Origin of the sequence: Paenibacillus sp. FSL R7-0026 (assembly GCF_038004485.1) — a bacterium.
Classification (GTDB): domain Bacteria; phylum Bacillota; class Bacilli; order Paenibacillales; family Paenibacillaceae; genus Paenibacillus; species Paenibacillus xylanexedens_A.
This window is the reverse complement of record NZ_JBBORG010000001.1, coordinates 2,978,895-2,999,436: the sequence shown is the minus strand read 5'-3', so window position 1 is coordinate 2,999,436 and position 20,542 is coordinate 2,978,895. Positions and strand designations below refer to the sequence as shown.

At 42.9% G+C, this 20,542-nt stretch carries 16 protein-coding genes; 2 read left to right on the top strand and 14 right to left on the bottom strand.

Going from position 1 to position 20,542, the window contains the following annotated elements; all coding sequences use genetic code 11:
- Positions 1–114 precede the first annotated feature (114 nt).
- The 5 genes from MKY44_RS13520 to MKY44_RS13500 all read right to left on the bottom strand — a co-directional run bounded on the left by MKY44_RS13520 (position 115) and on the right by MKY44_RS13500 (position 9,005).
- Positions 115–1,791 carry an ABC transporter substrate-binding protein gene (locus tag MKY44_RS13520; protein WP_341007466.1) on the bottom strand — a complete coding sequence of 559 codons (1,677 nt, stop codon included), beginning with the start codon at positions 1,789–1,791 and terminating at the stop codon, positions 115–117.
- Between the two features lie 42 nt (positions 1,792–1,833).
- Positions 1,834–3,495: an ABC transporter substrate-binding protein gene (locus MKY44_RS13515; RefSeq protein ID WP_341007465.1), complete on the bottom strand. Its 1,662-nt coding sequence runs from the start codon at positions 3,493–3,495 to the stop codon at positions 1,834–1,836.
- A 121-nt stretch (positions 3,496–3,616) separates the two neighbouring features.
- Positions 3,617–5,353, bottom strand: a complete 1,737-nt coding sequence (locus MKY44_RS13510; protein WP_341007464.1) for a sensor histidine kinase — start codon at positions 5,351–5,353, stop codon at positions 3,617–3,619.
- Positions 5,335–6,921, bottom strand: a complete 1,587-nt coding sequence (locus MKY44_RS13505; protein ID WP_341007463.1) for a response regulator transcription factor — start codon at positions 6,919–6,921, stop codon at positions 5,335–5,337. The genes MKY44_RS13510 and MKY44_RS13505 overlap by 19 nt, the downstream gene beginning before the upstream one ends.
- Before the next feature lie 101 nt (positions 6,922–7,022).
- Complete coding sequence (locus MKY44_RS13500; RefSeq protein WP_341007462.1) at positions 7,023–9,005, bottom strand: hypothetical protein; 1,983 nt, start codon at positions 9,003–9,005, stop codon at positions 7,023–7,025.
- A 159-nt stretch (positions 9,006–9,164) separates the two neighbouring features.
- On the opposite strand from MKY44_RS13500, the gene MKY44_RS13495 reads away from it, so the two are divergent.
- On the top strand, positions 9,165–10,016 hold the full coding sequence (locus MKY44_RS13495; protein WP_341007461.1) for an AraC family transcriptional regulator: 852 nt from the start codon (positions 9,165–9,167) through the stop codon (positions 10,014–10,016).
- 118 nt (positions 10,017–10,134) lie between these two features.
- Here MKY44_RS13495 and MKY44_RS13490 read toward each other — a convergent pair whose 3' ends face one another.
- The 4 genes from MKY44_RS13490 to MKY44_RS13475 form a co-directional block, all read right to left on the bottom strand.
- Complete coding sequence (locus MKY44_RS13490; RefSeq protein ID WP_341007460.1) at positions 10,135–12,453, bottom strand: glycoside hydrolase family 95 protein; 2,319 nt, start codon at positions 12,451–12,453, stop codon at positions 10,135–10,137.
- A gap of 287 nt (positions 12,454–12,740) precedes the next feature.
- Positions 12,741–13,166 (bottom strand): MarR family winged helix-turn-helix transcriptional regulator, encoded by a 426-nt coding sequence (locus MKY44_RS13485; RefSeq protein WP_341007459.1) that lies wholly within the window; start codon positions 13,164–13,166, stop codon positions 12,741–12,743.
- Positions 13,167–13,307: 141 nt separating this feature from the next.
- Positions 13,308–14,048 (bottom strand): oxygen-insensitive NADPH nitroreductase, encoded by a 741-nt coding sequence (gene nfsA, locus MKY44_RS13480; protein ID WP_341007458.1) that lies wholly within the window; start codon positions 14,046–14,048, stop codon positions 13,308–13,310.
- Between the two features lie 277 nt (positions 14,049–14,325).
- Positions 14,326–15,429 (bottom strand): Gfo/Idh/MocA family protein, encoded by a 1,104-nt coding sequence (locus tag MKY44_RS13475; protein ID WP_341007457.1) that lies wholly within the window; start codon positions 15,427–15,429, stop codon positions 14,326–14,328.
- Between the two features lie 266 nt (positions 15,430–15,695).
- Between MKY44_RS13475 and MKY44_RS13470 the strand changes: the two genes are divergently transcribed.
- Positions 15,696–16,040 (top strand): winged helix-turn-helix transcriptional regulator, encoded by a 345-nt coding sequence (locus tag MKY44_RS13470; RefSeq protein WP_074095086.1) that lies wholly within the window; start codon positions 15,696–15,698, stop codon positions 16,038–16,040.
- Positions 16,041–16,353: 313 nt separating this feature from the next.
- On the opposite strand, the gene MKY44_RS13465 is transcribed toward MKY44_RS13470, so the two are convergent.
- The 5 genes from MKY44_RS13465 to MKY44_RS13445 all read right to left on the bottom strand — a co-directional run bounded on the left by MKY44_RS13465 (position 16,354) and on the right by MKY44_RS13445 (position 20,472).
- The gene (locus MKY44_RS13465) at positions 16,354–17,316 is read right to left on the bottom strand and encodes a sensor domain-containing diguanylate cyclase (RefSeq protein WP_341007456.1); all 963 of its coding nucleotides are present in this window, start codon (positions 17,314–17,316) and stop codon (positions 16,354–16,356) included.
- Entirely contained in the window at positions 17,309–17,944 is a 636-nt protein-coding gene (locus tag MKY44_RS13460) for a hypothetical protein (protein ID WP_017688455.1), read from the bottom strand. The genes MKY44_RS13465 and MKY44_RS13460 overlap by 8 nt, the downstream gene beginning before the upstream one ends.
- A complete protein-coding gene (locus MKY44_RS13455; protein WP_091016260.1) occupies positions 17,934–18,308 on the bottom strand; it encodes a response regulator transcription factor in 375 nt (124 codons plus the stop codon). The genes MKY44_RS13460 and MKY44_RS13455 overlap by 11 nt, the downstream gene beginning before the upstream one ends.
- A gap of 283 nt (positions 18,309–18,591) precedes the next feature.
- Positions 18,592–19,494, bottom strand: coding sequence for a carbohydrate ABC transporter permease (locus tag MKY44_RS13450; protein WP_017688457.1), 903 nt, complete (start codon positions 19,492–19,494; stop codon positions 18,592–18,594).
- Between the two features lie 12 nt (positions 19,495–19,506).
- Complete coding sequence (locus MKY44_RS13445) at positions 19,507–20,472, bottom strand: ABC transporter permease (RefSeq protein WP_017688458.1); 966 nt, start codon at positions 20,470–20,472, stop codon at positions 19,507–19,509.
- Positions 20,473–20,542: the final 70 nt, after the last annotated feature.

Here is a 20,542-nt window from a genome sequence, read left to right as displayed (position 1 = left end):
TCTCCACGGTGAACCTGCTCCTTTCCTGTGCTGTTATTCATGCGAGGAGAAGCCGAAGCTTATGCTCTGTCATCTTCTCCTACGCACGTAACAGTTTGTTTTAAAGTGTTCGTATTACCATTTTCCTGCAACACGATCCTTCACAACTTTGGTAATGGTCGCTTCATAACCATCTTTATCCAATTTGTTCAATTCAGCCATGTAGGCATCCCACAATTTATCAAAATTCGATGGCGCTCCCAAGATCATCTCCGGCAAGTATTTACGTTGCAAATCATCCGATTTGGTCGTGAAGATCTGTTCAGGTGATCCTTGCTCCAATGCGATGGACCATGCCGGGAACCAAGGCCGCTCTTCCGGTTTGTTAAACAATTCACTAAAGGTTTGGATACCGTAGGCTTCGAGGAATTTCTTATCTCCCTCGGTGTAAGATGCAGCGGCCACTTCCGGCTGGTTGCCAGGGCTATAAGCGTTACCATCGGTTAGTGTAGATTCACCGCCATATTTCGGCCAGTCTGTCCCAAAGTAGGTGAACCCGAATTTACGGCTGAGCTCCAGATCATCATGAGCCTTGCGTTGATCTTCATTTGCATAATAGAATCTGCCCTTTTCATCCACACTGTACGTCTCATCCTTGATTCCCCATTGCACCAGAACCTGATTCTCTTCCTTCAGCAAATTATCGAAATATTTGATGATACGAACAGGGTCTTTGGCATTCACCGAGATACCTGTTGCATAGTTGTTGACAAAGCCGGGAGGATCCACATACTGATCCTTGATTCCTTCATCAAACACAATCGGAAGTGGAGCGTAGCGCTTCTCATCAATGCCTGCAGAGAGCAAGTTTTTCGATGCATCCCCAATCTGCCAGCCATAATTGAAGTATCCTAACACACGACCCGAAGTCAGCTTGGCCAAATACTGGTCTTTGTTCATCGTAAAGGATTCTGGATCAAGCATGCCTTGAGCATTGATTTCATTTAACTTCTGAATCCATTTTTTCTGAGCATCTGTTCCCGCGACGACTTTTGCTTCATGGGTTGTCATGTCCACCATGACACTGCCATCGTTCGGATAACCGGCGAGATGCATCGCTGGATTTTGCAAGGTGAAGAAGTTATTGGCCACACCCGCAAGTGACACAAATCCGATCGTCTCTGCACCGTCGACAGTTGGATGTTTTTCCTTATAATCCTGAATTAGATCAAAATATTCATCCAGTGTAGTGATCTTGGGATAATCAAACTCTTTGAGCACAGATCGTTGAATCCAGAAAGCTCCTCCGCCCACATTTGGACTACCTGAATACTCACCCTGATTAGCCGTATAAGGCAGGGCATAGATTTTTCCATCTTCGGCATTTTTCATTTTATCGAAATATGGTCCATACACCCTTTTGATATTAGGACCGTACTCCTCAATCAGATCATCCAGCGGAATATAGGCACCGGCATCCAGTAACTTGGACATCTCACCACTGGAGCTAATGACATCAGGATAGTCTCCACTGGCAATCATGACACCGGCTTTTGTAGCACTATCACCTACCAGATATTCCATCTTCCAGTCCACACCCGTCTGCTCTTGCAACGCTTTACCGATGGTTGTTTCGCTTGCCAGAACATCCTTCTTGCCTGGAGAGAACATGTAATACGAGAACGTGACTGGACTGTTCTCATCATCACCTGTGGCTGAAGGCGCTGATGACGAACTGTTCTGACTGCACCCAGCCAGCAAAGCTGTTAGTAATACAGCTAAACCCGCTGTTCTAAATTTTGGTTTTAACATGTGAATATTCCCCCGTTCCGTGTTTTCTCTTATGGATTACACTCACCATTTGCCAGCTACACGATCCTTAACTGCCTGTGTTATCGTAGCTTCGTATGTTTTCTTGTCGAGTTGATTCAATTGACTCATATATTCATTCCATGTGTTCTCGAAAGTGGAAGGCGAATCCATAATCATTTTGGGTAAATATTTCTTCTGGAGATCTTCTGCCTTGGTGATAAAAATCTGTTCAGGAGAGCCCTGCTCCAGTGCAATAGACCAGGCAGGAGACCAAGGACGCTCATCCGGTGTGCTGAATAGTTCTGTGAATGTATCCACACCATATTTCTCTAACAAAAGCTTGTCTCCCTCCGTGTAACTAAAGGTAGCCACTTCTGGTTGATTGCCCGGTCCATAGGCGTTGCCATCCTCCAGCACGGAGTTATTCCCGTAACGAGGCCAGCTGTAATTAAAATAGTCAAAGCCGAATTTACGACTTAATTCTGGATCTTCATGTGCCTTGCGTTGGTCATCATTTTTAAAGTAAAAGCGGCCCTCATCATTCACACTATACGTCTCGTTCTCAACACCCCATTGAACCAGAATCTGGTTTTCTTCCTTAAGCAAATTATCAAAATATTTAATAATTCGCACGGGATCTTTGGCATTTACGGTAATTCCGACACCGTAGTTGTTCACAAAACCTGGCGGGTCCACATACTGGTCTTTGACACTGTCATCAAATACGATTGGTAGAGATACATATCGTTTATCATCAATACCAGCCTTCTTGAGGTTGTTCGTTGCGTCTCCAACCTGCCAGGAGTAACTGAAATATCCCAGCACCCGACCGGACGTCAACTTGGCGAGATACTGATCCTGGTTCATTGTGAAGGATTCGGGATCAAACATCCCCTGTGCGTTAACCTCGCTCAGCTTCTGAATCCATTGTTTCTGATAATCAGATCCGGCTACCAGTTTGGCTTCATGGCTCTGCATATCCACCATCACACTACCATCGTTTGGGTAACCTGCCAGATGCATAGCCGGATTTAGCAGGGTGAAGAAGCTACCCGATTCACCCGCAAGTGTGGCGAAGCCGATGGTTTCTTTTCCATCGATCTGCGGATGCTTTTGCTTGTATTGCTCAATCAAGTCAAAATATTCGTCCAGTGTTCTGATCTTGGGATAGTTAAACTCTTTTAACACAGCACGCTGAATATAAAAGCCAGTCTGGAAGTTAGGCTCTGACACATAACCGATGTTGGCAGTGTATGGCAAGAAATATATCTTTCCATCCTCCTGTCTGAATTTGTCCATATAAGACCCGTATACTCGCTTGATGTTAGGCCCGTATTGATCGATCAGTTCATCCAGCGGGATAAAAGATCCTGCATCCATCAATTTGGCCATTTCACCACTGGAGTCGATGATATCGGGGTAATCACCACTCGCAATCATCACACCTGCCTTGGTTGCACCGTCACCAACCAGATATTCCATCTTCCAGTCAACGCCCGTTTGTTCCTGTAGCTTCTTGCCAATGGTCGTGCCGCTTGCCAGAATGTCCTTCTTGCCACCGCCAAACGTGAAATATTTAAAGGTGACCGGGGTATTGTCATTACTGTCAGGATAAGAGGCTTCCGGGCTGGCTTTATTACAACCTGCCAGGGTTACAGCCAGTAAAATGGCCAGACCTGGTATAATGTTTTTTTTTCTAAACATGTAGCAAATGCCCCCTTAAAGTATTGTTTGTGTCTTTAAGCCTTCTCAATATATCAAGATAGCGCTTTCAAAGTTACCCATGAAAGTGTACCTCCTACTTTGAAAAGTATATCCCTCATATTTAGTCGCCTGGCATGGCTGATGGATCAAGTGGAAGCTTAATTTGGATACGCGTTCCTTCTCCTTCCCATGTCTGGATGTCGAACGTAAAGTGATTTTTATAACAAAGTTTTAAGCGACTATACGCATTTTTCATGCCAACATGCTCTCCCATATCGGTGTTTTGATCCAGGTAACTTAACAACTCTTCCAATTTTGCTTGTGACATCCCTATACCGTTATCCGTTAGTCTGATATGGAGCAGGTCATTTTCCATTGAAACGAAGAGTTGAATGATGCCTACACCCGGAGATGACTCAATTCCATGAATACTTGCATTCTCAACAAAGGGGAGGATAACCATCTTGGGGATTCGGTACATCAGTACCGCAGGATCTGCCTCAATGGTATATTGGAGTTTTTCTCCAAAGCGGTATTTCTGAATTTGCAAAAAACTCTCGATGAGTTCCAATTCTTCCTTCACTGTCACATCATTCTGATTCCAACTAATCGACTTGCGAAACATCTTGGCCATGTTATGCACGATTTTGGCAGTCTCTTTTTCGCCTTTGATGAGGCTCCGCATACGTACCGACTCCAGCGTATTAAACAAAAAATGTGGGTTGATCTGACTATGGAGCGCATGAAGCTGTGCTTGCTGCTGCTTTAACTCCAAGTCTTTCTTTTGGATGTCGGCGAGATATACTTCATGAATCAGGTTATGGATCGTCTCGGTCATTCGATTAAATTCCATCGTGAGTTGACCTATTTCATCTCTTGCATCTTCAGGCGGAATCGTCTGGAAATTTTGTGTTTTTACTTTTTTCATATGTTTCAGAATACGCACCAGCCTGACATGGATGGATCTGGACATCGCCGCGATGATAATAGAAGGCAGGACAAAATTAATGCAAGCCAGCCATACGACGAAGGAACGGGACTTTCGCACCTCCTTCAACACAATTTCTTCATCCATCACTCCATGTAGGGACCACCCTTCCAGATAGTTAATGCCTGTATACGTAAGTTCAAAGGGAATCATTTTGTTCGGAAACTGGATCTCGCTGTAACGTTTCCCTATCTGAGCTTCTGCTGTAGGATCATTTGAAAATTGGATGTGTCCCCCCGGATCAAGAAGATACACTTTTCCATCAAATCCGCTGTTGTGAAAATACTGCTTGATCATATCCATATTCAGATCAATTTTAAGTAACTGCTCTCTCCCCCCAGTGTCCAGATTGTCGAGCCTTTGAACCAGACTTAACATCTGATCCGATGAGATCAGTGCCGGATAAGGGGCGGAGTATGCCTGAAATTGAACGTACCAGTCCGAATTGCGGACCACGTTAGTTAAACGATCAATATAACCGGAAGATAAAATGGTAGAATTATCGGTATACACTTGATACCAGCGAATTCCCTGATTCATTTGACCGGAGAATTGCCCTTTTAGATAGGAATTATAAGCGTCAATGTACTCAAAATGACTTTGAAATGAACGGGAGATGGTGTCATTGAACACAGGGTCAGTATATAACGAATAAGAGAGGCCGACGCCCTGATCAATGGTTACCCGCAGGTCGTTCTTCAGATTGTTCAAGGCCATGCCAGCATCACGTGTTTTCTGACTACGAATATTGGCGGATGTGACATTATAGAACACCACATTGGTTACAACGATCGGAATAAACACGGACAGGACATACATCAGCAGTAGTTTATCTCGAAGCTTCATGTAATTCAGGTTCCATCTTGGCATTGTGCACCTCGCTGCTCATTTCCCATAAGGAGATTGCGATACTCTGTAGGCGATAACTTAACAAGTTTCTCAAACTGGGTTACAAAATAATCCGCATTCTGAAATCCTACGCGTGCAGCAACCTCGTACATTCTCAGATCCGTCTGGCGCAATAACTTCTTCGCCTCATGAATCCGCAGGTTCAGCAGATAGTCATTGAAATATTGATTGTAGCTTTTGCGGAATAATCGCCCTAGATAAACGGGATTCATGTAGAAGAGCGCAGCAATGCTTTTGAGATTGATGTTCTCGGTATAATTTGCATCAATATATCGTTTGATCTTGCTGATATCTCCCTTGGATCGCTCCATTCGTAAATGAGAGACATAATCCTCGGCTTCCTCCAACGCGATGAGAAATGCATTCTTCAATAGTCGTAAATTCCAACCTTCATGACTTTGTTGTGCCAGCTCCTTTAGCTGCTGTAGACCTTCATCATTACCACCCATTTCATGGACGACAGCGAGAATACCCGTTATATAACGCAAAAGAGAACCCGATACAGCTTGAGGAGAAAATCGATTCATATGAAACAGTTTGAATTTCTCTTCTACAATGTTGTGGTAAGAAGACCTATTCCCCTCTTCCAGGCTCAAGATTAATTGATCCACCTCGTCTTGGTACACATTGAAAACAAACAGCGGTTTGTCTTTGATCTCCGTATAACGTACGACACCACCAGTTTCAGCATATTTATGCTTGGCTGCTTCTTCAGCCGCCATAAGGGATTGTGGGACATCACCAATTTCTTTGACGAGTGTTCCTGCATAAAGACCGATATCCAGGTTAAACCTTTTGCTCAGTGTTATATGAATATTATGCAGTTTATCCTGTAACGCCGAGCCCCCTTGATGATGATCAGGCCACAACAGTAATAATGCAAACGTGCCGCGGTGTTGCTCACTGATGAACATTTTGCATAAATTACTCTCCAGAGAATGTACTGCTTCACGTAGCTGTTCAATGGTGATTTTGATTTCATCTAATCCGGTCTGAAGTTCGATCAAAGTCATGAGCAGACTGCAGCTACGATTGATCCCGAGCATCTCGAAATATCGATGTTCATCTTCCTTCTGTACATGGCCTTTGATCACATCCTCCAGCATGATGGTACTGGCCTGTCCCTCAGCCAAAAGAATATGTTTTCTTTTATTGCAAATCAGATTAGCCGACTTCTTCAACGTCGCCGTCAGTTCTTCATCATCAATAGGCTTTAGGATATAGTCATGAACTCCGTACCTGATTGCCTGCTGTGCATATTTGAAGTCATGATAACCACTGATGATAATGAACACAGGTTCCAGATGTGGCATTTTCTCTACGGCACGTATCAGTTCCAGTCCATCCAGAATTGGCATGCGGATATCTGTAATAATCACATCTGGTTGCAGACATTCAATCAGATTTAATGCCTCTGCACCGTTCTCTGCCTCTCCGATAATCTCCATATTAAGATCCATCCAATTTATGAGTTCATACAGCCCCTTTCGTACATACATCTCGTCATCTACCAATAATACTTTTAACATCCGTGTGTCCCCTTTCCTCCAACGAAAATAAACCGCCGGTAGCATGTCTCCCTATCGGCGGCATCTAATATGGTGACCGTTGTAGTTATTGCAAAATAAATTCATTCATGGCGTGTATAATCCCAATAGTCGCCAACGAGGCCTTCAATAATCGAGCCACTGGCCCATGGCATCAGGCAAAACCAGGTGCTGGCTGGCGTACCATCCGCATATTTTTCAGTGACCAGCCCTTCCGAATGACAGAAGCGTTCAGACATCCATCCTTTTTTGCCATAGCCGAATTCTTGATCATAACGATTATAGGTCTGACAACCCCATCCGATGGTATCCATCATACGTTGGAGAACATAATTGTCTTCCCGTTGTCCGACATAATACAACAACTCATCTACTAGATTGCTGGACATGGGGTGAATATGCGGATTTGCTACTGAAGTAACACTTCCCCCGGAACTGGACCAGCCTAATGTACTGAGTGGCGGAATCTTAACAGGTGAGTTGTAACAAAATTTGAAGCTGAATTCATAGCTGATTGCATCTCTCATGTGATCTAGAAACAGCTCGTCACCGGTCAACGCGTGTAGAAACCGAACAGCTTTGATGTAAGCCAGAATGCCTTCCGAATCAACAGCTTTATCCGCATCCAACGGAGCGCCGTAACATTCCATGTGTTGGACATAGGTGCTGTAATAGTGGGCTTCACTTCGTCTGAGCTCATCCAGAGAAGAGGCATCATGGGTTAACCAACTGTAATATGCCTTGGCGGCAAGACACCAGCCCCCGCTAAAGGCATCATATTCAAGACCTGCTCCTGTCCGCTCTGACAAAATGGTGGGGTATTCTCCATCCGTATTTTTCGTGCACTCCAGACGATCAAGTACTTGCTTGACGTAAGCAAGCCAATCATCGTGTCTCACATTTCGAATGCGCTTCTCATAATCGTAGCTTTTCAAAATGTAGAACATCGCTTGAGCTACAAGGTAAGAGGAATGTCCTGGGGTACGCATGCCGTCGAACCACCAGCCTTTAACACTCCATATCCCATCCTGATAAGCATCATACGGAAGTCCGGATTCGGGATTCATGGCATTCTCGATAATATTGGTAATGCAGGATAACGCCTGCTGTCGCATAGACTCATTATTCAGGCGTAGTGCGGCCATAAGCATTGGTGCAGCGATGGTCATACCATTTGTCCAACTGATTGAGATAATTTTGTTGTATCGGTAGCCATCAGTTTCAGCAGCATCTTCATATACAAATGTTGAATAATGACGATCCTCCGGAAGCCAGGCATATTCATAGATGGCATTGGACAAATCCGTTACCGTTGTCTGAATGTCACTTCCTTCTCTTGGTTTTTCGTGATACCTCCTATAGATTGTTTCCAGTGCAGGATTGATACCCAGTTCTGATTCAGACTCGTAGTTATATAGTTCAAGAGTGAGCCCAACTGATTCACCTGCCGCAAGTTCAAAACAATTATCTCCAAGGGCAGCTCGCTCATGGACAAGTCTGGATTTGATAAATAACAACGGAGCATTCTCATATCCCAACGTATATCCGACCGTACCCTTTTCAATAGAACATGTGAATCCCCCATATTGTAAAAACGTTCCTTCCATTCCTGGATACCATTGCTGCTTCTGGTTTCCTGTATTGATCCAGTAGGGACTTGCGCTTAGACCAATAATCCGACCTTCATCATAGATAAGTGCAGCCGGATGAGACAGACGATCACTTCGGACCATCCACCAGGGTGATGAAGGACGAGAGGGCTTGCCCTCCCTTAGTCTGGGGAACTCATTTGGGACATTCTGGGGTGCTTCGCCCCGGTTGCGGCCATACATAAATGCAGGCAAAAAAAACCTCGGATTCTTTTTGCCCAACGGCATTTCCACATGAATAACCCCTGCCCAGGGGTTCTGGCCCTCGTTGTAAATCTGAATGTCGGCTTGCCATGGGTCTTCTGCACTGCCGTTCCCGCTTATTACTTTTACGTCAGCCTTGAGAGCATGCTTGTTCAAAGCCGTGTACTCTACGTTGTCCTGTACTCTACTTCGTGCCGTGAAAATCAGATCCATCTTTTCCTCCAATCGCGTTGTACACCACTGAGTGGAAACGCTTGCAATTATGTATCCATCATGCTAGGATGGTTACATTTTATAGGTTCACGTCTGCAATTTCATTGCACAAACGGCTATATTTATTGCGCGAAACGACAAGGAGGTCATATATCTGATATGAATGAGACTTCAGAATACCTGTTTGATCCAATCCAGAATGAGCTGTTGTATCTTCATCGCACCACCACGTATAATATGGGAACGTTTTATCATCGACATAATGCATATGAACTCTACTTATTTCTTCGTGGCAATGTGAACTTCTACATTGAGAACCGTTGTTACCATTTGCAACGTGGCGATCTGCTCGTTCTTAGCCCGGAGGAGATGCACCGTTCCTTTGCCTTGGACAAAAACGAATATGAGAGAATTACCATAAATCTAAAAAAGTCATATCTGAACCGCTTGTCTACGTCAACCACCAACTTATCCGCATGTTTCGACTACCGTCCCAAGGGTAAGGGTAATATCGTACATCTTGAAGAGGACGAGCTTCATCGAGTGCTGCAATTAGCTGGTGAGCTTGAACAGTGTCTCTCATCAAGTGACTATGGAGCGGATATTCTGGGGAATATTTTGATTACTCAATTACTCCTTCTAACGAATCTAACTTTTCAAAATACAGATTTTGTTGCAACGGATATTATGCCTGAACTAGTTCGAAACACGATGGATTACATTGAATGTAATCTGACGAGGCAACTGACCCTCGAACAATTGTCAGAGGCTATGTTCACGAATAGCAGCTATATTAGTCGACAATTCAAAAAGCATACCGGACTCACGATTCGAGCATACATTCTTAGTCGCCGTATAGAGCTGTCGAAATCTTATTTAATCGAAGGTTTAAGTATTACAGAGGCCTGTTATCAATCCGGTTTTGGAGATTATGCCAATTTTATTCGCAGCTTCACCAAGCTGGTCGGCACTTCACCTGGTAAATTTGTTAAATATGGAAGTCTTCTTTAAACATTGTGTTGAGTAAAAACACGCCAACTCTTGCCTATATCTTATCTCAGCAAAAAAAAAGAGCGAATTCACCCGGCAATTCTGTCAGCGGGTATTCGCTCAGGTAATCGGTAACTTCTTATTGATTATTCCAGTCGTATCCTGTTAGTTCAATTATTGAATTGGGGCCAGGAAAGGTTAATTCTATTTTTTGGTCCAGATAGGACACGGTTACTCTTGTTTCTTCAATAGAACGAATTCTGGTATTCAACAGACGACCATTTTCCCATTCCAGATCTATTTCAAATCCGCCACGAGCCCGAATACCACGAATATATCCTTTTGGCCACGCTGCTGGCAAAGCAGGTAATAATCTGATTACTTCGTTATGGCTCTGGAGAAGCATCTCTCCTATACCTGCAGTACCTCCAAAGTTCCCATCAATTTGAAATGGAGGATGGTCACAAAACAGATTGGGTAACGTGGAGGAACGTAGAAGTTCCACGATGTTATCGTGTGCAAGTTCCGACTCCTCTAATCGTGCCCACATGTTGAGAATCCACGCCCTGCTCCATCCTGTGTGTCCACCACCATGTTCCAGTCTTCTGTCGAGTGTTACACGAGCTGCCTTGGCTAGATCAGGCGTTGATTGCAACGTAATTTGCGTTCCAGGATGCAAAGCGAATAAATGAGAAATATGCCTGTGGCCCGGTTCCAATTCATCATAATCGTTACTCCACTCTTGGATCTGGCCATGTTTGCCAATGGAGGTCTCCGGTATTTTGGTTAAAGCACTACGGAGTAATTCTCCAAATTCCTGATCTTCTTGCAATATACGAGTACTTTCAATGCAACGCGTGAAGAGTTCTCTAATGATCTGATTGTCCATTGAAGCACCAAAACATAAAGCCCCCGACTCTCCATTATCTAATATATAGCGATTTTCCGGTGATGACGAAGGACATATCACCCAATTGCCGGAATAATCCTCTATTAGATAATCCAGAATAAAGATAGCCGCATCTTTCATCGTGGCGTAAGCTTTTTTGAGAAATTGAACATCCTTATTGTATTCGTAGTGGTCCCATAGATGTAATGAAAGCCATGCTCCTCCCATAGTCCAAAACGTCGATGTCATGCATACATCCTGCGGAGCAGCGTCTGCCCAGATATCCGAATTGTGATGAGCAACGAACCCCTTGCATCCGTACATGGTTCTAGCGGTTTCCTTTCCCCGGACTTGCAGTCGATCTATAAAATCAAACAATGGAACGTGACATTCAGACAGATTGCAGCTTTCTGCAGGCCAGTAGTTCATCTGTGTATTAATATTAATCGTATATTTGCTATCCCATACAGGAAGCATGTCTTTATTCCATATCCCTTGAAGGTTTGCCGGTAAAGAACCTGGACGGCTGCTTGAGATAAGCAGATAACGGCCAAATTGAAAGTATAGACTCATCAGTTCCGGATCATGCTGACCAGCTCTAAGCCGCTCAAGACGCTGATCGATTGGAAGTTCGGAACATCTCACATCTTTATTTTCATCTTCGAGATGTATATCCATCTTTTCGAATAAGGATTGATAGTCCGAGACATGATCGGCGAGCAGTTCGCTATATGGTTTTGCGGAAGCAGCATCAATTCTTCGGAGACACTCCACTTCGAGTTGTTCCTTGGGTACTCGAAAATCCGTGCAAGCCGTGATTAGAATAGTCGCTGAATCACCATTCTTCAGAGAAAGCTGACCGCTTGAATAATGAACCTGCCCTCCTTCAGATATAAGGCGAATCGCACAACAAAATCGGATTCCTTCTTCTCCCCCACTTCTTCCCCGGATGATCAAGTTATTCGTTCCACGCCTCTCAATCCGGTCCAGATAGGATTGGAAACCAACAGGATGCTTAAGAATATCTGAATAGGATGTTGATGTCAGAACGGTTCCCCTGCCAAAAACAGTGGAGAAAGATAACTTTCCAGGCACGCTAGATTTGAGATGAACAACGAGCACTTGATCCGGGTAGCTAGCAAAATAATCACGGCTGTAAATGGATTGATCTGCGGTATAATTCACGTTTACCTTACCATGTTCCAGATCGAGATGTCTTTGATATTCATTTGGTTCATGTTCACTGTGATCCATAGCGATATAGAAGTCCCCTAATGGCTCATAATGCCTTTGCCCATCAGGAACACCTACCAGAGTATCTGCTGCGAGTTCTTCTGCTTCCCTAATCTTACCGTCAAAAATCAGGCTTCTGATCTGAGATAAAGATTCAAGTGCTTGAGGATTATTCCGCTGCATCGGTCCACCATACCACAGACTATCTTCATTAAGCTGAATTCTCTCGATCTGTGTTTTTCCAAAAATCATGCCTCCAAGAGTTCCATTTCCGATAGGCAATGCCTCTTCCCATGTTCCAGCAGGTTGATTAAACCAGATATTTTTGGTCTTCACGTTAAAACCTCCAACGAATTATAATTCCTTACATTTTCATGTTTAGTGTGTTCCGTTTGTATGTTCTTTCAGTGTACTGTAATCTCTTAAGTATCTAAATGAACAAAATTAACTTGAATTATCACAATCTTATCCCAGCATTAGAGGTGTAATCGTAAATTCCGAAACTGACAGTACAAATTCTTTGTTCTGGACAAGGATGTATAGCTATTGGCAATAAAAAAAGCCGCTATAATAGCGGCTCTGTTTCGTTCATTTCAGTTAGTTTACATGAAGCTTGGCGTAATTTATAAGATATTTCGCTCCATTTGTTGCATGAATTGCCTCAATATCAGCCGATCTTCCGAAGAAATGGATTGAAGTAGTTTCTCTTGCTGCTCTCTCCATTTATACTCAACCGGTTTTTCTAATTCTTTGCCCTTATCGGTTAGAAAAATACGCATGATCCTTGCATCCTGTACATCACGTTTGCGATATATAAATCCGTTCTGCTCCAGTGATTTGACCATGTTTGTAACCGTTGGTGGTTCGCATTTCATATGTTCACTTAGTTGCATCTGTGTTACCCCATCACCCAACCACAGCCGATACAACAGATTATCTTGTCCTACATAGAGATTAAGTTCCCGAAGAGATTCACTATAATTTCGACGCATTTGGGAGGAAATTCGATCTAAAGACTGTCGAATATCACAATCTACTATATCTGTCATGAACGTCCCTCCCTAATATCCGAATCATATTTAGCAGACTAAATGTATCATGGAGATATACAGGTGTCAATTCGCCTTAGTATCGTTATAAGGGCCTTTCCTAACCAATTTCCACAACAAAGATTGGATTTATCGTAAAGCTTATTTTTTGGCAAAACCTTGCTTGTTCAAATAGGCCATCATTTGCAGTTGAATACTTCTCTTGAGGTGATCCTGGATATGGTCACTCCATCCTTTTACTTTTTTTACGGTGAAAGGATCTCTCGTCGGACGATTTTCATAATACTTCAGCATGGTCTCATCATAGATTGCTAATTTCTCTTGATCCATTGGTTGGTATTGATTATCAAGCAATACCATGGATTGAGGGAGCCGAGGTTTCAGTTCCGGCTTATCTCCAGCTGGATTACCGATACATAATCCCACCAGAGGAATAACATATTTAGGTAAATTCAATACGTCAGATAGTTCGCTAATATTGGCTCTGACCGCACCAATGAACACTCCGCCAAGTCCCATCGATTCAGCCGCGGTTAACGCATTTTGTGCCATCAGGCCAGCATCGAATGAACCAATCAACAGAAATTCAATATATTCAATATCCACATCTGGAGCGATTTCATGATTTCGGTTAAAATCTGCACAGAAGATCCAGAATTCTGCCGCTTCTTCAATATAGGGTTGATCGACACAGAGATGTCTGAGTTTTTTTCGAAGTACTGGATCTGTGATGCGAATAATGGATACCGCCTGCAGAAGACTGAACGATGAAGTTTGATTTGCTGCCTGAAATATTACATCTATTTGTTCATCAGTTAGGGGTTGAGATGTGTAAGAACGAAACGATGTATGGTTATGAAGCAATTCGAGTGTGTTATTCATTAAAAACCTCTCCTTTATTCGTTGATTCCATGTTCCTGCAATCCGTATTCGTAAGGAACGCCCATATTCTCGCGAGTGTTTTTCCTTCATATTACTTATGGAACAAACCGCGTCCCTGCAACCATCTGTAAAGCCAGTTGCATTTCACTTCTTTTTTTCATAACGATTTTCTCCTTCGTTCTGGCCAGGCACAGATATGTGTGCCCTTTCAATAGTGCGAATATATTTAGCATGCTAAGTATATGGATGGATCGGATTTTGTTCCGTTGAGTGAGGGTTATAGATATTGACGTTCACCGGTCTGGGCTGATTTCTCGACGGCATCCAGTAACAGATGAAGTTTCACCGCATCCGCGAAAGTAGGTGCTAAGGTAGTACCTTCTTGAATATCTTTGGCAAACTTACGATAAGCCTGAGCCATGTTCAGAACAATTCCGGAGTCGTTATATAGAGAATGTGGAGCCGAGTAATAGGCATCGGGAATGGTTAGTTCACGAAGCTCGTTGTCCGTAGATCCTGCACCGCGTAATTGATGTGATCCGAATTGAATGGATGCAGGGGCGCTCAGCACAATCGTGCCGTTGTCTCCGAAAATTTCAAGTGTGAGTCCTGTCTGATGTTTGACTCCACCTTGAATATGAACACTGGCTGCTGCCCCATTAGTCAATTTCCCTGTAATCATGATCTGATCATCCGTTGTTTTCTTGATGACTTTCTGAATATCTACCAATTCTACTTCTGGAAACTGTTGAGCTGTGGTGGCAGACAATTCTGTAAAGTCCCCAAGCATGTAGGTAAAGGCATCCAGATTATGTCCCCCTACAATGGTCAGCAAGTTCCCTCCAACTTTCCGGTCATACAAGTACGCACTCGACTTGTCACCAACGCCCCCCATACCATCTATGGAGATCTTCAGGTTGGCAGATAACACTTTACCCACATAACCTTCTGCCAATAGATCTTTTACATATTGAACGGCCGGGGCTTGTCTAGCCTGTAATCCGATCGCATTTGGTAGTTGTGCGGACGCTATCCATTCCTGCATTTCAAGCGCTTCCTCTGTATTCGACCCAAGTGGCCATTCACAATAGATTGGTTTGCCAGCAGGCACGACGGCTTTAACGGCGTTATAATGTTCCTTGACATTAATACTGACAACGACCATATCCACATCAGGATGCTGAGCCAACTCCTCCATATTATCAAAGCCGTGATCTGCATAGAAAGCTTCTGCGCTCTTCTTTGCACTTGGCATATTACTTGTTCCCACTGCGGTAAGCTCGAACTCATCCAGGTGCTCAATAGCTGGAATATGTGTGCCACTCGCCCATCCGTTATTAATTGATGCCCCTATGATACCTGTACGAATTTTTTTATTCATTGTTAAACATCTCCCTTGTTAAAATTTACAGTATGATCGAATATCAGTTTGTTTCCAGCCCTTATCAGTCACTCATTTCTATGATATATTTATTTAGCTTGCTAACTATTCAATCGAGATAACAATAATTATTCTTTCACACTTTAGGTAAACTAAAATTGTTTTGGTGTTGACACCATCATAGGTGTATTTGTTTTGTTAGCAAAGAGGGCAATTTAAATGAACATAGTACATCTTTTTGTACCTTTGGATCAGGAGTGATATGAATGAGAGTTTGCAATGAAGGATTTGAACAAGAGTTTATAGATGGAAAAAGTGACATGTACGCCATAGCTTTTACTCAGAATGTCCTTTCTGGGCGTTGGAAATATTTTATCTTATGGTACCTAAAAGACGAAACACGTCGATATACGGATATCAAAAAATTCCTTGGAGATTTGTCTCAAGGCTCCCTCACAAAGCAGCTTAAAGAGTTGGAGAATGATGGTGTTATTCAACGTGATGTATATCCGGAAGTTCCTCCGCGAGTTGAGTATTCGTTAACAGACAAGGGAATGAAGTTACTACCGATCCTTGAAAAGATGGAGGACTTTGGCAAAGAATACGGCTAAGCAACTTAAACTAGGCTTCCATATTACTTATCTTTGTTTAAAGGAGGGATGATATGTTTTTCTTCTTTTTCTTTCTGTTGATTGGAATGATTGGTTTATTCTTTGGGGTTAGAGCACTGAGACGACCTAATTCATGGCCTTTTAATCGTACGAAGGATGAACTTCATGAATACGATATGATGGGTATCAAGTTTAGAGGCGTTTTTCTCCTTGCTTTTGGTACTGTTCTGACTATCGCCTCTGTTCGACTTCTCCTTATAGACAAATAAAGTTGCTATTGTAGCAACTTTATTAAAAGGCATTTTTAGATTTTTTAAACATTTTCAGGCTCATAAATTCCATAACCATTCTTGCCATTCTTTTTAATCTTGTACATGGCTCCATCCGCATGTCTCAGAAGTTCGGAAGGCTCCTGTCCATGCTTGGGAAATAGGCTGATACCAATACTCATCGAAAGGTTGATATAGTTTCCGGCAATTTTGAAATGGGTACTGAATGCAGCTTCCAATCTTTTGGCGATGACTTCAGCATCGTGATCATCTTTCAGATGGCTTAAAATGATGAATTCGTCCCCGCCAAGCCGAGCTACAGTGTCCGTACTTGGAATTGTTTCGCTTAATCGCTTTGCCATTTCCAGCAACACTTGATCACCAACATGGTGTCCATATGTATCATTCACTTGTTTAAACCCATCAGCATCCACAAACATGACGGCTAGTTTGTTATGGTTTCTTTGGGCATTACTGATGGCCCAGGCAAGACGGTCATTATAAGCAAGACGATTAGGCAGACCGGTAAGTGGATCATGCAAAGACAAATGCTTGCTGATTTTCTCGGAGATTTTGATTTTGGCGTACTCCGTCTCCAGTTCTTTGATCAGATTTTTAAGTTTATATACCCTGGTATTGGTGTTAGTCATGTCAGTAATCTGAATAAGGGCATAACTCCGATCTTCATGATAGAGCGGTTCAACATGCATATTTTGTCTGAATAATTGTTCATCCTCTCCTTCATTAGGAAGAATGAATGCCTTATGTAACGCGCTTGAGCAAAATCTGCTCTGTCCATGATACAGCGCATTTTGCAAAATATTTAAATACATATTTGACTTAAACCGTGGGCAGACCTCAAGCAGATTTAAGCCTACTACCTCTTCAACATTCTTGCCAGTAAAACGTTCCAACCAGGCATTCCACACAACAATTTTCAAATGCCTGTCCACGATCATTATTCCCATATGGGCTTTGTTCAAAGCTTGTGATATAAGATTATCCATTGTCCGCCTCCAACAAAGCGTCCATTTTGGCCAGCAGGCTCGATATGGAGTTCATACTTAATGCTATGACAATGATTCCTGTCACATCCGTATCGGCAAGTAAAAACGAGGTATGTAAAACCAGGACGTAGACTTCATTCTGAAGCAATATTTGTTGATCGGAATTGGTGACATAGATCAGTTCAATATCAGGCAGAACGTATTCCAGTTTGATCTCCAGAAAATTACCGAATTCTCCAATAATGGCGTTAAGCAGGACATTGCTAACTTCCTTCAAAACGTCCAAATCCGTATCCATCAGGTTCGGATCGTTCGGTATAACGCTCTCACCCAGTTCTCCAAGACAGATGTTTGCCAATACTTTAGCCTGCTCAACAGGAAACATCAGAAATGCTTTTCCCTGAAATTCGTATCCAAACTGTAAGGATGATCTAAACAGGTGACCTTCACTGAAGAAAATGTTGTATCTTCGATCTCCAGGATCAACATCGGATATGGAGATTAGTTCCACTTCCGGAATATTCAAAACGATACGCTTGTCTACAATCTCTGACAACATGTTAGCCGCTTGTCCCACGTAAACGTTCACAAGTTCAGTCAGCAAATCCTTTTGTAAATCATTCAGCATGATAGGCCGCCTGAATCAGTTGAATCATGGTAGTTGCCTTCTCTGCGGTTAACGGTTTATTCAGGAAGCCAGAAATGCCCAGCATTTCAACTTCATCCCTAGTTGTCTTCTGAATATCTGCAGATAAGATAATAATTTTGACATTGCTATCCGTTTCTCGAATCATACGAAGCATTTCTTGTCCGTTCAAACCAGGCATCAGCAGATCGGTGGTTATAAAATCAGGTTGAAATTCTTTAAATAGGTTGTATCCTTGCTCTCCATTGTTAGCAATCTGAATTTCGCATGCTGGAATATGATCAACAATCAGCTTTGTAAGCAATTTCTGTACGAAAATGGAGTCTTCCACAATTAATACTTTCATTTTCTCTTCAGTCTCCTTGATAAAATGGTAAGAGCTCGGGATGGTCAGGCGCTGTGGACAGTTCTTGATATAGGGCTTTCGCGCGCAGTGGCACCCTGAAAAGAGACTGACTGGTGAATCAAGTAAATATAAATTATAGTAACTTTAATTTAATTGTCAACAACATTATTGAATAAGTTAGATTCGTGTGCAATTAAAATACTAAAGTCCGGCGTTTAAAAAACATGAAAAAAACGGTCACCTAGTGACCGTTTTTGATCGGTTATCTGGAACTGCATTAAGTTTACTCTTTTACCCCTCCAAGCTGCAAGCCATGAACGAAATACTTCTGCAAAAATGGATATACGACTAAGATGGGTAATGCCGCAACAATCGTAATCGCTGCCCGAATAGATACAGGTGTGACCATGTTACGCGCAGCACCAAGATCTGCACCATTGGCAACGGCTGCACTGCTGTTGGAATTCATAGAAGATGATAATAGTTTCATCAACTCATATTGCAGCGTGCTTAGGTTTTGTTTGGAAGATGCATACAGAAACGTATCAAACCAAGAGTTCCATTGACCGACTGCAATGAACAGTGCAACAGTAGCGAGAACCGGTTGGCACAGCGGTAGAATAATGGAAATGAATGTTCTGAAATCTCCAGCACCATCAATTTTGGCGGATTCGATCAATCCCTCGGGTAGTGTCTGGATATAGGTTCGAATAACGATCATATTAAAGGCACTGATCAGCCCAGGAATAATGTACACCAGGAAGTTGTTTAACAAATGCAAATCTTTCATTAGGAAGTAAGTTGGAATAAGACCTGCACTAAAATACATCGTAAGAACAACTGTAATGGTAATGGGCTTTCGTAATATATAATCTTTTCGGCTTAGTGTGTAAGCCAGCATGGAGGTTAAGAATAGACTTAACACTGTCCCCAAAACCGTTCTCGCCACAGATATACCAAAGGCGCTGAAGATGGTCCCTCCTGCAAATACTGCTCTGTAGTTTTGATCTGTCCATACCCGAGGCCACAGATAAATCCCACCTCGGATGGTGTCATTACCGGCATTGAATGATACGGCGAGTGTATTCACAAACGGATACAGGGTAACAATCGCGATTGCGATCATCAGTATACCATTTAACGTATGGAAGACAATCGGTTCAAGCCGAGATTTATTGATTCCCATCTCTAGTCCCCCTTATATTAATCGGTCTTCCCCGAGCCGTTTGGAAATTGAATTCGCCGCAAAGATCAGCGTGATACTAACTACTGTTTTGAAGATACCTGCCGCAGTAGCCAAAGAATAATTCCCGATCTGTAGTCCGTATTTCAGGACAAATATATCTATCGTCTGTGACCAGTCGACAACCACACCATTACCTAACAGATACTGAACCTCGAATCCAGCTTCCAAAATCCAGCCCATATTCATGATCAGCAAAATGATAACAATGGATTTGATTCCGGGTAAGGTCACATACAGCATTTTCTTATATCGGTTCGCACCATCAATCTCTGCCGCTTCATAGAGGGAAGGATCGATAGATGTGATGGCCGCCAAATAAATAATGGCATTCCAGCCAACTTCTTTCCATACATGGGATGCGCCTACAATGCCCCAGAAGTATTCCGGAACGCTAAGCCACATGATAGGTTCTTGAATGATATGCAGCTTCATGAGTACCACATTCACAATCCCACCATCTACAGATAGTGAACTTGCTACGATACCTGTCACAATAATCCATGAGAGAAAGTGAGGTAAATACGATATTGTTTGAATGGTTCGTTTATATAACTTATGTTTGATCTCATTAAGTAAAATGGCAAATATAATGGCTGTCGCAAATCCGAGCACCATATTGATGACGCTCATCGCAATGGTATTACGAAGCACGTTAAGAAATGCATCGTCTGTTAGCAAAAACTTAAAGTGTTTGAGCCCGACCCATTCCTGCTGCGTGAAACTCTTCGCAGGACTGTAATTCTGAAAGGCCATAACCCAGCCCCAAATGGGATAATACGAGAATACGAGAATGTACGCAACGATGGGCAATGACATGAACATGAGTTGTCTTTGTCCGCGCAATCGTTTTAACAGTGGTGCTTTGGGTACGACTGTACGGGTGGTTTGCTCTGGTATGGCTCCAGGCGTGTTCGCCATCTTTCACTCCTCCTATTGGCTTGCAGCGACTTTAAGCATGATGTCCCCGGAAGGCACTCGCCTGAGTAAT

Excerpts from the sequence above, each read along its gene's own strand:
- MKY44_RS13520 (WP_341007466.1), bottom strand. The coding sequence starts at position 1,791 with ATGTTAAAACCAAAATTTAGAACAGCGGGTTTAGCTGTATTACTAACA.
- MKY44_RS13515 (WP_341007465.1), bottom strand. The coding sequence starts at position 3,495 with ATGTTTAGAAAAAAAAACATTATACCAGGTCTGGCCATTTTACTGGCT.
- MKY44_RS13510 (WP_341007464.1), bottom strand. The coding sequence starts at position 5,353 with ATGCCAAGATGGAACCTGAATTACATGAAGCTTCGAGATAAACTACTG.
- MKY44_RS13505 (WP_341007463.1), bottom strand. The coding sequence starts at position 6,921 with ATGTTAAAAGTATTATTGGTAGATGACGAGATGTATGTACGAAAGGGG.
- MKY44_RS13500 (WP_341007462.1), bottom strand. The coding sequence starts at position 9,005 with ATGGATCTGATTTTCACGGCACGAAGTAGAGTACAGGACAACGTAGAG.
- MKY44_RS13495 (WP_341007461.1), top strand. The coding sequence starts at position 9,165 with ATGAATGAGACTTCAGAATACCTGTTTGATCCAATCCAGAATGAGCTG.
- MKY44_RS13485 (WP_341007459.1), bottom strand. The coding sequence starts at position 13,166 with ATGACAGATATAGTAGATTGTGATATTCGACAGTCTTTAGATCGAATT.
- nfsA (WP_341007458.1), bottom strand. The coding sequence starts at position 14,048 with ATGAATAACACACTCGAATTGCTTCATAACCATACATCGTTTCGTTCT.
- MKY44_RS13475 (WP_341007457.1), bottom strand. The coding sequence starts at position 15,429 with ATGAATAAAAAAATTCGTACAGGTATCATAGGGGCATCAATTAATAAC.
- MKY44_RS13470 (WP_074095086.1), top strand. The coding sequence starts at position 15,696 with ATGAGAGTTTGCAATGAAGGATTTGAACAAGAGTTTATAGATGGAAAA.
- MKY44_RS13465 (WP_341007456.1), bottom strand. The coding sequence starts at position 17,316 with ATGGATAATCTTATATCACAAGCTTTGAACAAAGCCCATATGGGAATA.
- MKY44_RS13460 (WP_017688455.1), bottom strand. The coding sequence starts at position 17,944 with ATGCTGAATGATTTACAAAAGGATTTGCTGACTGAACTTGTGAACGTT.
- MKY44_RS13455 (WP_091016260.1), bottom strand. The coding sequence starts at position 18,308 with ATGAAAGTATTAATTGTGGAAGACTCCATTTTCGTACAGAAATTGCTT.
- MKY44_RS13450 (WP_017688457.1), bottom strand. The coding sequence starts at position 19,494 with ATGGGAATCAATAAATCTCGGCTTGAACCGATTGTCTTCCATACGTTA.
- MKY44_RS13445 (WP_017688458.1), bottom strand. The coding sequence starts at position 20,472 with ATGGCGAACACGCCTGGAGCCATACCAGAGCAAACCACCCGTACAGTC.